This window comes from Pseudomonas sp. BN415 (genome assembly GCF_029871195.1).
GTDB lineage: Bacteria > Pseudomonadota > Gammaproteobacteria > Pseudomonadales > Pseudomonadaceae > Metapseudomonas > Metapseudomonas resinovorans.
In genome coordinates, this window is the sequence record NZ_SSOK01000031.1 from 99937 (window position 1) to 112447 (window position 12511).

The following is a 12511-nucleotide window of genomic DNA, read 5'->3' on the forward strand; positions in this document are numbered from 1 at the left end:
GCTGGCAGAACGCCCGAATCGTGCAAAACCCTTTTTCCTGAATGGAAAAACCATGGATAAGCTCGGCGCTATCAGCATGTTCGTTGCCACGGCGGAACACGGCAGTTTCAGCCGGGCTGCCGAGCAACTGGGCAAGACTCCTTCGGCCCTGACCAAGGCCGTTACCCATCTGGAAGATGAACTGGGCGTGCGGCTGTTCGAGCGCAGCACGCGACGCACGGTGTTGACCGAGGCCGGGCGGGTCTACCTGGAAACCGCGCGCCAGGTACTCCAGCGCTTGCATGAGGTGGGCGAGGAAGTGGGGCAGTTGCAGCATGGTTTGTATGGCAATCTGCGGCTCACTGCGCCACTGGCCTTCGGGCGGGCCTTTCTAGATGAAGTCTGCGCCGGCTTCCTCGCCGAGTACCCGCAGATTCGCCTGAGGGTGGACCTCAGCGACTCGTTCGTCGATCTGGTGGAAAGTGGCTATGACCTGGCCCTGCGCGAGGGCCGTGGCGACCAGTCGGGGTTGATCGCCAAAGTGGTCGGGCGCAATCGCCTGGCGTTGTGCGCCAGCCCGGCCTATCTCGCACGCAAACCCCTGCCGGTTACCCCGGAAACCCTTGACCAGCATGACTGGCTGCTCTACCGCCACGCGGTGCTGAGTCGGACGTACTGGTGGGTGGAGAAGGACGGACAGCGCCTGAGCCTCTTGCAGCCTGCAGTACCGCGCCTGGAAAGCGACAACTACGACCTGCTGCTGGCCAACGCGCTGGCCGGTGCGGGCCTGTTCCATGCGCCATTGTGGAGTGGCGCGCCGTACTTCGCCGACGGCCGTCTGGTGCGATTGATGGCCGACTATGAAATCGACCCGGATGCCTTCGGCCCGCAGATCCTCGCTGTCTACCCCAGCCATCGCCGCGCGACCGGCAAGGTGCTTGCGTTCATCGATTATCTGGCTTGTTACCTGGAGGAGCGGGGGTTGGCGTGAGTCCCGTCTCGTTGTGGGGAATACCCTTGTGCGGCACAACATAGTGGGGGCGAATTCATTCGCTAAGCAGTCCGCAGGACTGCCCTTGTGGCTATCAATGGGGCCGCTGCGCAGCCCTTAGCGAATGAATTCGCCCCCACAGTGGATTGCGCGGCGCTAGAAACGCTTGCTCACGCTGGCCACCCAGGTCGAGCTGCACACATCGGTGAAGCCGTAGTAGCTGGCGCACTCGGACTGGGACAGGTCGGTATCGACGTAGGCGATGCCCCAGGTGGCGCCGATGAAATCGCGCGTCAGCTTGGCTTCCCACTCACGGTAGTCGTCAGAGCTGGTGCCGCCGGTGGACCAGAACAGCGGGTCCTTGAAGTCGTTGCGCCCGTAGCGCAGTTTCAGGCCCACCTCCAGGGGCAGGGTGGTTTCGTAGCTGACGTAGCTGTAGAGCGTGTCCTGCTTCTCGCCGAAGAAGTTCTTCGCATCGTTGGAGTACTGGGCGGCGAATTTGAAACCGTAGGCGCCGAGGATGGCGTAGACCTCGCTCTGGTTGAACTGGCCTTCCTTCGGGTAGCTGTACTTGATGTAGCCGAGGTCCAGGCTCACATCGTCGGTGGCCTGCCAGTACCAGCCGGCGTAGTAGTCCACCTCCTGGCGGGTTTTCAGGCCGAATCCGAAGTCGACGTTCGAGGTCCAGGCACCGGCGTACAGGCCGCTGCTGTGGAGCAGGGTGGCGCCGGCTTGGGCAGCGGGGTCGTTCTGCGTCTGGGAAATGCCGCGGGTGCGGTAGTCGCTGGCCAGGGCCAGGTCGACTTGTAGGGAAAGATCGTCGGAAAGTTGCACGGCCTGGCAGGCGAAAGGGGCCAGGGCAAGGGCGAGGAGGGTGAAGCGCTTCATCGAGGGGTTCCCGTTGTTGTGATTGTTCGGGCAGGTGCAGGCAAGGCTCCGCCAGACCCCCGCAGGAGGCGGGAGCTGGACGCGGAGCAGGGACTTTCTTGTGGTTAGAGGTCTGCGCTGAAGACTTCGCGGCCGGCGAACCAGGTTTTCAGCACACGCGTGTCACGCAGGGCTTCGGGCTGCACCTGGAACACGTCGCGGTCCAGCAGGATCAGGTCGGCCTGTTTGCCGGGGGCGAGGGAGCCGATCTCCTTCTCCAGGCCCATGGTGCGGGCGGAATTGAGGGTGTAGGCCTGGAACATGGTTTCCCGGTCGATTTCCTCGTCGGGGTTCAGCACGCCTTTCGGCCCCTTGCGGCTGACGGCCTGGTAGATCGCCTTCCAGGGTTCGGGCGTGGTCACCGGCCAGTCGCTGGCGCCGGAAATGGTGGCGCCGTTCTTCAGCAGAGAGCGGGCGGGGTACTGGTACTGGAAGGCCATGGCGCTGATGTAGGGCTGCACCAAGTCCATGGTGGAATCGTCGGCGCTGGCCCAGTAAAGCTGCATGGAGGCGATGACATCCAGCGGCTTGAAGCGGGCGAACTCCTTGGGGTTGACCATCTGCAGGTGGGTGACCGAGTGGGCGATGCCGCTCTGGCGGTCCTTGCGCGCCTGCTCGATGCCATTGAGGGCTTCGCGCACTGCGCGGTCGCCGATGGCATGGACATGCACCAGCCAGCCACGGCCATCCGCCGCGCTGATCAGTTCACCGAAATGCGCCGGGTCGATCAGCAACTCGCCGTACTTCTTCGAGTTCTTGTAGGGCTCCAGCAGGGCGGCAGTCTGCGCGGGGAACTCGGGCACGCCGTCGGCGAAGATCTTGATGCCCGGCAGGGTCAGATTGGGCAACCCCTGGAACTGCTGGCGCACCTGATCGAGCGTTGCCAGGTCGGCCGGGGTACTGCGCGGGTGGGCCACCAGCAGGGCGGCGACATGGGCGGTCAGCTCGCCTTTCTCGGCCATGGCCTTGTACACCGGGAGGATGCCGAGCGTTTGGGCAGTGGGCTTGAAGTCGAACAGCGGCTCGCCCGGCGCGGCGTTGGCGGCCGGGTCCATCCAGGCAGTGATGCCCAGGCTGAGGTTGTAGCGCAGGGCGGCGCGGCCGGCTTCCAACAGTTGCTCGGCGGTGGCCTGCGGGAACTGCGCCAGTACCGGGTCGAGGCCTGCATCGGCGAGAAAGCCGTTGGGGCGTTTGTCTTCATGGTGGCCGATGGTGGCCAACTGTTCGCCCTTGAGGGCTTTCACGGTTTCGGCGTTGATACCCGCCCGCTTGAGCATGGCTTGGTTGGCCCAGCCGGTGTGGTGGTCCCAGCCGACGAACACGATGGGCTCATCCGCCCATTCGCCCTGATTGAAGCGTTGCTCGAACTCCGCAACCTGGCTCCAGTAGGCCGAGGGCAGGCCACCGACGCTGAGGATGTCGCCATGGCGCGCCTTGCCGTTGTCGCGCCATTCGCGCAGCCGCTGCTCCAGCTCGGCCATGGGGAGGAGCTGCGTGTTGACGTTGGCCGCGGCGAGCTCCAGCCCGCCCATCACGGCGTGGGAGTGGGAGTCCACAAAGCCCGGCATCAGCACCTTGCCGTCGAGGTCGATCACCCGGGTGGTGGACTCCTTCAGTTGCAGCACCTCGGCGTCGTTGCCGACGGCGCGGACTTTGCCGTCCTCGACTGCCACAGCCTGTTGCAAGGGTTGGCCGGGTTCGGCGGTGTAGACCTTGGCGTTATGCAGAATGAGATCGACAGCCGCCATGCTTTCCATCGAGGAACAAGCCAGCGCGGTGGCCATCAGGGTGGGGACGAAGGTTTTCATCGGGTTGTTTCCGGTTCTTGTTGGTCTGGAGCAGAGCCTAACCAAGCCGGTCGTGCGGCAGAATGCTATGTTCTCGCACAACTTTTGTGCCGATCCGGAATAGGTCAATGGACAAGCTCAGCGCGCTCACCATGTTCGTCGCCACCGCCGAGCACGGCAGCTTCAGCCGTGCCGCCGAGCAATTGGGCAAGACGCCCTCCGCGCTGACCAAGGCGGTGGGCCATCTGGAGAGCGAGCTGGGCGTGCGTCTGTTCGAACGCACCACCCGACGCATGGCGCTCACAGAAGCTGGGCACATCTACCTGGAAGGCGCGCGCCAGGCGCTGATGCAGTTGCAGCTGGCCGGAGAGGAGGTGGACCAGTTGCAGCACGAGCTGCGCGGCAGCCTGCGCCTCACGGCACCGCCGTCGTTCGGGCCGGCCTTTCTCAATGAGGTCTGCTGTCGTTTCATGGTCGAGCACCCCCAGGTGCGCCTGGAGGTAGACCTGAATGACGCCTTCGTCGATCTGATCGACGGCGGCTACGACCTGGCCCTGCGCGACGGGCCAACGGACCTGCCGGGGCTGATTGCCAGGCCGTTGACGGAGAACCGTATCCTGCTTTGCGCCAGCCCGGACTATCTGCAACGCAAGGCAATGGACGTAAGCCTGGAAAATTACGAGCAGCACGATTGGCTGGTATTCCGCCACCCGTTGCTCAACCGCCACTTCTGGTGGGTGCGGCTGGGCGAAGAGCGTATCCGCCTGCAACAGCCGGCACCCAGGCTGGCCAGCGACAACTACGACTTCCTGCTCGCCTGCGCGCTTCGCGGCAAGGGCCTGCAGTTCCTCCCGCAATGGAGCGCCGCCCCATACCTGGAGCGAGGCGAGCTGGTGCGGCTGTTGCCCGATTACCTTCTCGAGCCGGATGCCTTTGGCCCCTGGGTGCATATCCTCTACCTGGCCCATCGCCGTCGTACCCGCAAAGTGCGGGTATTCATCGAGATGCTGGAGGGGTACATGCGGGAGCGGGGGATCGCCTAGAAAGGCGAAAGGCCTCTACAACCCAGGATTTTTTATGGCTAAGCTCGCCTTTCCCGTTCCGCAGCCGAGACATCCCACATGGCGCAGCAATGGCCGGCCGAAGGCATCGCCCGACTGATCCTCGAAGGCTTCGACGATTACCGTGAGCATTTCCGCCAGATCACCGACGGCGCCCGCGCCCGCTTCGAGCTGGCGCAGTGGCAGGCCACCCAGCAGGCGGCAGCCGAGCGGATTGCCTTGTATGAGGTGAAGGTCAGCGAAACCAGCGAGCGACTGCGCGCGGCCTATGCGATGGATGAGTTGCTGGACGTACAGCTCTGGCCTCTGGTGAAGAGCGCCTATATCGGCCTGATCGATGTGCGCCTCGACGATGAACTGTCCGAGACCTGGTACAACTCGGTGTTTTGCAGCCTGTTCAGCCATGACCTGATCAGCGATGGTTGCATGTTCATCCATACCACCCGGCCTTCGTTGCGCGCCCATGAGCGCGCGCCCCAGACCCGCAATTACCGACCCGAAGGGCGGCTGCACGCGGCGCTCTCGGCGATACTCGACGACTTCCGCTTCGAGGTGCCCTACGACGACCGTGCCGGTGACCTTGAACGCCTCGAAACCCAGCTGCGCGAAAACCTGCCGGACTGGGTGTGCAAGGACCCGGAGATGCGCATCGAGCTGTTCGCCGCGCCATTGTTCCGCAACAAGGGCGCCTACCTGGTCGGCCGCATCTACACCCGCGACGAACAGTGGCCGCTGGTGATCCCGCTGTTGCACCGCGAGGACCGCGGCATCCAGGCCGACGCCATGATCACCGACGAAGCGGAAGTGTCGATCATCTTCTCCTTCACCCGGTCCTACTTCATGGTGGACGTGGCGGTACCCGCCGAGTTCGTCGGCTTCCTCAAGCGCATCCTGCCCGGCAAGCACATTGCCGAGTTGTACACCTCCATCGGTTTCTACAAGCACGGCAAGTCGGAGTTCTACCGTGCCCTGATCAACCACCTGGCCAACACCGACGACCGCTTCATCATGGCCCCCGGCGTGCGCGGCATGGTGATGAGCGTGTTCACGCTGCCGGGCTTCAACACCGTGTTCAAGATCATCAAGGACCGCTTCGCCCACGCCAAGACGGTGGACCGCAACACCGTGATCGAGAAGTACCGGCTGGTGAAGACCGTCGACCGGGTAGGGCGCATGGCGGACACCCAGGAGTTCGCCGACTTCCGTTTCCCCAAATCCAAGTTCGAGCCGGAGTGCCTGGCCGAGCTGTTGGAGGTGGCACCGTCCACCGTGGCACTCGAAGGCGACGTGGTGCTGATCCGCCACTGCTGGACCGAACGCCGCATGACGCCGCTGAACATCTACCTGGAAAGCGCCAGCGAGGCCCAGGTGCATGAGGCGCTCTACGACTACGGCCTGGCGATCAAACAGTTGGCGGCGGCCAATATCTTCCCCGGTGACATGTTGCTGAAGAACTTCGGTGTCACCCGCCACGGCCGCGTGGTGTTCTATGACTACGACGAGATCTGCTACCTCACCGAGGTGAACTTCCGCGTCATCCCGCCGCCGCGCTACCCGGAAGACGAAATGTCCGCCGAGCCTTGGTACTCGGTGGCGCCCAACGATGTGTTCCCCGAGGAATTCCCGCGCTTCCTTTTTGCCGATATCGGCCAGCGCCGCTTGTTCAACAAGCTGCATGGCGACCTCTACGAAGCCGCGTACTGGAAGTCCCTGCAGGATGCGATCCGCTCCGGCAAGGTTATCGACGTCTTCCCCTACCGGCGACAGGAACGGGAACTCACGGAGGCTATCCAGTAAAGGCCATGGTCGAGCACATCTTTTCCCGCGCCACCTGGCTCAACTCCCTGCACATGTCGGCGCTGACCGTGGCGCTGCTGCGGGAGGAGGGCATCGACGCGTGCGACGTGCTGGCGGGCAGCGGCATCAGCGAGCAGGATCTGGTCGAGCTGCAAAAGCTGGTCAACCCCGAGCAGGAGCAGCAGGTCTACGCCAACGCCGTGCGCCTGGCGCCGCGCGTGGCCCTGGGCCTGACCCTTGGCCTGCGCACGCGTATTTCCGCCTATGGTTTGCTCGGTTACGCGATGCTTTCAGCGCCCACCTTCGGCGAGGCACTGCGCGTGGGCTTGAACTACCCGGTGCTGTTGGGCACCTATTTCCGTCTGGCGCTGGAGCAGGACGGCGATACTGTCTGGCTGACTGCCGCCGGCTATGGCGAAGAGGAGTCGCTGCGGGCTTTCAATACCGAGCTTTGCCTGGGCTCGCTGAAAGTGATCTTCGCCGACCTGCTGGGCCAGCCCCTGCCGTTGCACTCTGTGCAGCTGGATTACCCGAGCAGCAGCGGCATGGCGCGGCCCTACGCCAAAGGGTTCGGCTGCCCGGTTACCTTTGGCGCGGCTCACAGCGCCATCGGATTCGATGCTGCCTGGCTGGCCCGGCGCCTGCCCCTGGCAGACCCGGTGACCCACAAGGAAATGCTCGAACAGTGTCGCCGGCAAAACGTCGAATTCGCTGCTCGCCGCGCCTGGCTGGAGCGGGTGCGAGGTCTGCTTGCCGCCCGACTGCAGGACCCGCCGGGGCTGGAAGAGTTGGCGCGGCAGATGAACTGCTCCTCGCGTAGCCTGCGCCGCCACCTGGCTCAGCAGCAGACCAGCTACCAGCAGTTGCTCGATGAACTGCGCTTCACCCGTGCCAAGGAAATGCTCCAGAAAGGCGACATCCCCATCTACCGCATCGCCGAAGAACTCGGCTTCAGCGAAACCGCCAGTCTGCGCCATGCCTTCCAGCGCTGGAGCGGCCAGCCGCCGAGCCATTTCCGGGGGTAGTGGAAGGGCACTGGAACCTGTGGGGGCGATTTCAATCGCAAAGCGGACCGCAGGTTCGCCCTACGTGGCGTCAGGGGGCAGCTGCGCTGCCCTTGGCGAATGAATTCGCCCCCACAATGCTGCCACGCCGCAGTGCCGTAGCCCGGATGCAGTCCGGGAGCCGGGCGGGCCATTTCCCGGATTTCATCCGGGCTACATGCCGTAAGGCGCGAGCCAGGGGTAGAGGGTTGATCGGCCAGGAAACTTGGCCATATCGATCTCCTATTGGCCGTCGCCACCACTGCGCAACCCACCCCTGTCCCGCGCAGAATCCACCTATCAATAACAAGACCGATGAGGTGCTCCCCATGCTGACCGTCTATAGCGACGATCACCGTCTCCACTTTGGCCAGTCGGAACTGGTCGATGGCAAGCTCCAGCCCTGCTTCGAAATGCCCAGCCGCGCGGACACCGTGCTGGCACGGGTTCGCCAGCAGGCAATCGGTGACGTGATCGAGCCGAAGGACTTCGGCCTGGAGCCCGTCCTGCGCGTGCATGACGCGGCTTATGTGGAGTTCCTCAAGGGCGCCTGGGACCGCTGGGCCGCCGAAGGCCATAGCTGCGACATGCTCCCCACCACCTTCCCGGCACGTCGCCTGCGCCGCGATGGCCCCATCCCCACCGCGCTGCACGGCCAACTCGGTCACTACTGCTTCGACACCGAGGCGCCCATCACTGCCGGCACCTGGCAGGCCGTGTACAGCTCCACCCAGGTGGCGCTGACCGCCCAGGACCACATGCGCCAGGGCGCCAACACCGCCTTCGCCCTTTGCCGTCCGCCGGGACACCACGCCGGCAGCGACTTCATGGGCGGCTACTGCTTCTTCAACAATGCCGCCATCGTCACCCAGGCCTTCCTCGACCAGGGCGCCAAACGCGTGGCCATCCTCGACGTCGACTATCACCACGGTAATGGCACCCAGGAGCTGTTCTACGATCGCAGCGACGTGCTCTTCGCCTCGATCCACGGCGACCCGCTGGTGGAATACCCCTACTACCTAGGGCATGCCGATGAGCGCGGCGAAGGTGAAGGTGCCGGCTATAACCACAACTACCCGCTGCCCCATGGCACCGGTTGGGACGGCTGGTCCGCTGCCCTCGACGACGCCTGCCGGAAGATCGCCGCGTACGCGCCGGATGCGCTGGTGATCTCCCTGGGCGTGGACACCTACAAGGACGACCCCATTTCCAAGTTCAAGCTGGACTCGCCCGACTACATCCGCATGGGCCAGCGCATTGCCGCCCTCGGTCTGCCGACCCTGTTCATCATGGAAGGCGGCTACGCGGTGGAAGCTATCGGCGTGAATGCGGTGAACGTGTTGCAAGGCTTTGAAGGAGCTGCGCAATGAAGGCGCGCATCCTGCTGGCGGGGGCCTTGCTGGGCGCCTCGCTGAGTGCCGTGGCCGAGCCCCAGGTACGCATCTACAACTGGTTCGACTACATCGGTCCGGACACCCTGAAGAACTTCCAGGCCGACAGCGGCATCAAGCCCCAGTACGACGTTTACGACAGCAACGAAGTGCTGGAGGCCAAGCTGCTTTCCGGCAATTCCGGCTACGACCTGGTGGTGCCCAGTGACAGCTTCCTGCCCAACTACATGAAGGCCGGGGTGTTCCAGCCGCTGGACAAGAGCAAGTTGCCCAACTGGAAGAACCTCAACCCGGCGCTGCTCAAGGTCCTGGCCGCCAAGGACCCGGGCAACCAGTACGTGATGCCTTACATGTGGGGCACCAATGGCATTGCCTACAACGTCGACAAGGTGAAGGCGGTACTGGGGGAGAACGCCCCGGTTGATTCCTGGGAGCTGATCTTCAACCCGGACAATCTGGCCAAGCTCAAGCAGTGCGGCGTGGCCTTCCTCGATTCGCCCACCGAGGTGATTCCGGAAGTGCTGCACTACCTGGGCCTGTCGCCCAATAGCCACAACCCGGACGACTACAAGAAGGCCGAGGAGCTGCTGGCGAAGCTGCGGCCTCACGTCAGCTATTTCAGCTCCTCGAAGTTCGTCACCGATCTGGCCAATGGCGAAGTCTGTGTGGCGCTGGCCTGGTCCGGTGGCGCGATGCAGGCGGCAGCGCGGGCGCGTGAGGCCGGCAACGGCGTGAAGGTGGAATACCGCATTCCCAAGGAGGGCACTGCAGCCTGGTTCGATGTGCTGGCCATTCCGAAGGATGCGCAGAATGTCGAGCAGGCCCACGCCTTCCTCAACTACCTGCTGCGCCCGGAAGTGGTGGCGCCCATCTCCGACCATGTGGCCTACGCCAACCCCAACCAGGCGGCGGATCAGTTGACCTCTGCGGAGCTGCGCGACAACCCCAACGTCTACCCGCCGGCCGAGGTGCAGGCCAGGCTGTTCTCGGTGGAAATGCTGCCGCCGAAGCTGGAGCGCATCCGGACCCGCACCTGGACCAAGGTCAAGACCGGCACCTAGCGCCGGCACGTTTTAGGATGGTGCGGGCGGCGTGCCGCTTGAGCGAAGCGAAACCCATCAGCGCGTATCGATGGGTATCGCAGCGCTCTATCGCATCCTGCAGGCCGGGTTCCCAGTCAGTTCCCGCAGGGCAGGCCTTTGGCCTGCTTGGCGAATGAATTCGCCTTTACAGGGCTGGCGCCCGGACGAGCCATCAGCCCTCCCGCCAGCACCAATCCCACCCCCGCTACATAGAGCGCCGGTTGCAGGCCACCGCCGAGGTGGCTGCTGACCGCTGCCAGCAGTGGGCCGAGCAGCTGCCCAAGGGCGAAGGCGGCGGTCAGCAGCCCGACATTGCGCGAATGGCCGTGTGGGTCCAGCTCCCGTGCGTACTGCATCACCAGTTGCATGCCGGCAAGGAAGGGACCGCCGCTAAGGATCACGCCCAGGGTCAGTCCAGCCATGCCCGGCAGGGTACAGGCGAGGGTGCCGAGCGCCTGAAGCCAGAGCGCTACCACCATCCAGCGCCGTGCACCGCCGGGGCTTTGCCGACGCAGGCTGACCAGTACTACACCCAACGCTGCTGCCAGGCCGAAGGCCGGCCAGAACAGGTCTGCCTGCCATTGTCCGTGGAAGCGCGCGGCTGCCATCTGTGAGAGGAAGGTGGCTGGGATGATGTAGCCCAAGCCCACCAGTCCGTATGCAACCAGCAAGGCGTAGAAGGCTTTTGGCCGGGCGCGGGCCGGTGTTTCCATCTGCGGCGCTGCTGTCGGTGGGGAGGGCAGCAGTGGCTGCGTCAGCAGGGTCAACACGAGTGCCAGTGCGCCGAAAGCCAGCCAGAGTGCGGCAGAGCCTTGGCGTTGCAGGTTCAGCTCCAGGGCCAGAAACCCGGTCAGCATGACGCCAAAGGCTGGGCCCGCGAACACCAGGCTGCCCAAGCGTGGCCGATTGGCATCCGCTGCAATGCGCTGGCTGAGGCCGGTGACCACCACCAGCACCCAGGCGCTGGCGACGCCCAAGGCGAAGCGCAGCAGGACGTGGGGCCAGAGACCTTCCGCCGGCACCGAGGCCAGGGTCAACAGCGCAGTGGCCCAGAGTCCGATCACCAGGCGCAGGCGAGCCTGGCCCGGCGACCTGACATTAAAGGCATCCAGTGCGCCGATCAGGTAGCCCAGGTAGTTGGCGGCGGCCACCAGGCCGGCACCGGTCAGGCTTACCTGGCCTTCGGCAATCAGGTGTGGGAGTTGCGGGGTGAGGGCAAAGCGGCCGACACCCATGGCAACGAGCAGGGCCAGAAAGCAGGCGAATAGTCGGATCAGCGTGGGCATGGGAGTTCTCCGGTGCTGGTCATCGGGATTTCCATGCTAGGGGCTGGTTGTATTCATTAAAAACGAATAAAAATGAACGCGTATGTTCTCTTTTATTGAATGGTTTGCCATGGAACTCAGCCAGCTCCGCATCTTCCAGGCCGTTGCCGAGGAAGGCTCCATCACACGCGCTGCCACTCGCATGCATCGTGTCCCCTCCAACCTCTCGACGCGCTTGCGCCAGCTCGAGGATGCGCTGGGTGTCGAGCTGTTCCTGCGCGAACGGCAGCGCCTGACGTTGTCTCCTGCGGGCAAGGTGCTGTTGGGTTACGCCGAGCGCATGTTCGCCCTGCAGGCCGAGGCTGAGGCGGCCTTGCGTGGCGGTGAGCCGGCTGGGGACTTCGTGATCGGGTCCATGTTCAGCACCGCCGCCATCCACCTTCCACCCATGCTGGTGCGCTACCACCGCACCTGGCCTGCGGTGAACCTGCAGGTGCAGACCGCACCCAGTGGCGAGCTGCTGGAAGGCCTGCTCGGTGGCCGGCTGGATGCCGCCCTGGTAGACGGCCCGGTGGAGTTCGCCGAGCTCGACGGCCTGCCGATGTTCGAAGAGGAGATGGTGTTGATTACCGAGGCCGCCCACGGGCCGGTGAAGTCGGCCCAGGATGTGGCCGGGCTGGAGGTCTACGCCTTCCGCCAGAGCTGCTCGTATCGCCGCCGCCTGGAAGGCTGGTTCGTCGCATCAAGAGTGCCGATGGCGCCGCCCATGGAGATCGAGTCCTATCACAGCATGCTGGCCTGCGTGATCGCCGGCGGCGGCATTGCCCTGGTACCGCGTTCAATGCTGGAAAGCCTGCCCGGGCGGGACGAGGTCCGGGTTCACCAACTGGACGCGCCGTTCAATCGCACCACCACCTGGCTGATGTGGCGCAAGGGCATGCTCGGCGCCAATCTGCGCGCCTGGATCGACCTGCAGCAGGACGGCCGCCAGGCGCAGTAGGATCACGCGTCACCGATCAGCGTCATGCATGGTTGTAGGACTGCTCCGTAATACCGTTCAGCGGTTTGATTCAGGTCAGTAGGAAATTTCCGGGCGAGCGTATTTTGGATCTTGCCCGGAGCAACTAAGCTCCAGACAAGGGTGGCCCAAGAAGCACGGGCCACCCGACCAATGTCCCAGGAAAGGGG

General features: G+C 64.3%; 10 protein-coding genes. 7 read left to right on the forward strand and 3 right to left on the reverse strand.

The window, feature by feature from the left end:
• Window positions 1–52: 52 nt before the first annotated feature.
• On the forward strand, window positions 53–970 hold the full coding sequence (locus E8F20_RS09265) for a LysR family transcriptional regulator (RefSeq protein ID WP_280283490.1): 918 nt from the start codon (window positions 53–55) through the stop codon (window positions 968–970).
• Between the two features lie 156 nt (window positions 971–1126).
• Here E8F20_RS09265 and E8F20_RS09270 read toward each other — a convergent pair whose 3' ends face one another.
• Complete coding sequence (locus tag E8F20_RS09270) at window positions 1127–1858, reverse strand: TorF family putative porin (RefSeq protein WP_280283491.1); 732 nt, start codon at window positions 1856–1858, stop codon at window positions 1127–1129.
• A gap of 104 nt (window positions 1859–1962) precedes the next feature.
• Complete coding sequence (locus E8F20_RS09275) at window positions 1963–3705, reverse strand: amidohydrolase (RefSeq protein WP_280283492.1); 1743 nt, start codon at window positions 3703–3705, stop codon at window positions 1963–1965.
• Between the two features lie 107 nt (window positions 3706–3812).
• Here E8F20_RS09275 and E8F20_RS09280 point away from each other — a divergent pair, with 107 nt between their 5' ends.
• The 5 genes from E8F20_RS09280 (at window position 3813) to E8F20_RS09300 (ending at window position 10037) form a co-directional block, all read left to right on the forward strand.
• Window positions 3813–4727: a LysR family transcriptional regulator gene (locus E8F20_RS09280; protein WP_280283493.1), complete on the forward strand. Its 915-nt coding sequence runs from the start codon at window positions 3813–3815 to the stop codon at window positions 4725–4727.
• Between the two features lie 78 nt (window positions 4728–4805).
• The gene (gene aceK / locus E8F20_RS09285) at window positions 4806–6542 is read left to right on the forward strand and encodes a bifunctional isocitrate dehydrogenase kinase/phosphatase (protein ID WP_280283494.1); all 1737 of its coding nucleotides are present in this window, start codon (window positions 4806–4808) and stop codon (window positions 6540–6542) included.
• Between the two features lie 5 nt (window positions 6543–6547).
• Window positions 6548–7567, forward strand: a complete 1020-nt coding sequence (locus E8F20_RS09290; protein ID WP_280283495.1) for an AraC family transcriptional regulator — start codon at window positions 6548–6550, stop codon at window positions 7565–7567.
• 347 nt (window positions 7568–7914) lie between these two features.
• Complete coding sequence (locus E8F20_RS09295; protein WP_280283496.1) at window positions 7915–8955, forward strand: histone deacetylase family protein; 1041 nt, start codon at window positions 7915–7917, stop codon at window positions 8953–8955.
• Window positions 8952–10037, forward strand: a complete 1086-nt coding sequence (locus tag E8F20_RS09300; RefSeq protein WP_280283497.1) for an extracellular solute-binding protein — start codon at window positions 8952–8954, stop codon at window positions 10035–10037. The genes E8F20_RS09295 and E8F20_RS09300 overlap by 4 nt, the downstream gene beginning before the upstream one ends.
• Window positions 10038–10153: 116 nt before the next feature.
• Here the strand turns inward: E8F20_RS09300 and E8F20_RS09305 are convergent, their stop codons facing one another.
• Window positions 10154–11344 (reverse strand): YbfB/YjiJ family MFS transporter, encoded by a 1191-nt coding sequence (locus tag E8F20_RS09305; protein WP_280283498.1) that lies wholly within the window; start codon window positions 11342–11344, stop codon window positions 10154–10156.
• A gap of 109 nt (window positions 11345–11453) precedes the next feature.
• Between E8F20_RS09305 and E8F20_RS09310 the strand changes: the two genes are divergently transcribed.
• Entirely contained in the window at window positions 11454–12323 is an 870-nt protein-coding gene (locus E8F20_RS09310; RefSeq protein WP_028630404.1) for a LysR family transcriptional regulator, read from the forward strand.
• The last annotated feature ends 188 nt before the right edge of the window (window positions 12324–12511 follow it).

What these genes read in the sequence shown, in the direction of transcription:
- E8F20_RS09265 (WP_280283490.1), top strand. Translation starts at nt 53, where the DNA reads ATGGATAAGCTCGGCGCTATCAGCATGTTCGTTGCCACGGCGGAACAC.
- E8F20_RS09270 (WP_280283491.1), bottom strand. Translation starts at nt 1,858, where the DNA reads ATGAAGCGCTTCACCCTCCTCGCCCTTGCCCTGGCCCCTTTCGCCTGC.
- E8F20_RS09275 (WP_280283492.1), bottom strand. Translation starts at nt 3,705, where the DNA reads ATGAAAACCTTCGTCCCCACCCTGATGGCCACCGCGCTGGCTTGTTCC.
- E8F20_RS09280 (WP_280283493.1), top strand. Translation starts at nt 3,813, where the DNA reads ATGGACAAGCTCAGCGCGCTCACCATGTTCGTCGCCACCGCCGAGCAC.
- aceK (WP_280283494.1), top strand. Translation starts at nt 4,806, where the DNA reads ATGGCGCAGCAATGGCCGGCCGAAGGCATCGCCCGACTGATCCTCGAA.
- E8F20_RS09290 (WP_280283495.1), top strand. Translation starts at nt 6,548, where the DNA reads ATGGTCGAGCACATCTTTTCCCGCGCCACCTGGCTCAACTCCCTGCAC.
- E8F20_RS09295 (WP_280283496.1), top strand. Translation starts at nt 7,915, where the DNA reads ATGCTGACCGTCTATAGCGACGATCACCGTCTCCACTTTGGCCAGTCG.
- E8F20_RS09300 (WP_280283497.1), top strand. Translation starts at nt 8,952, where the DNA reads ATGAAGGCGCGCATCCTGCTGGCGGGGGCCTTGCTGGGCGCCTCGCTG.
- E8F20_RS09305 (WP_280283498.1), bottom strand. Translation starts at nt 11,344, where the DNA reads ATGCCCACGCTGATCCGACTATTCGCCTGCTTTCTGGCCCTGCTCGTT.
- E8F20_RS09310 (WP_028630404.1), top strand. Translation starts at nt 11,454, where the DNA reads ATGGAACTCAGCCAGCTCCGCATCTTCCAGGCCGTTGCCGAGGAAGGC.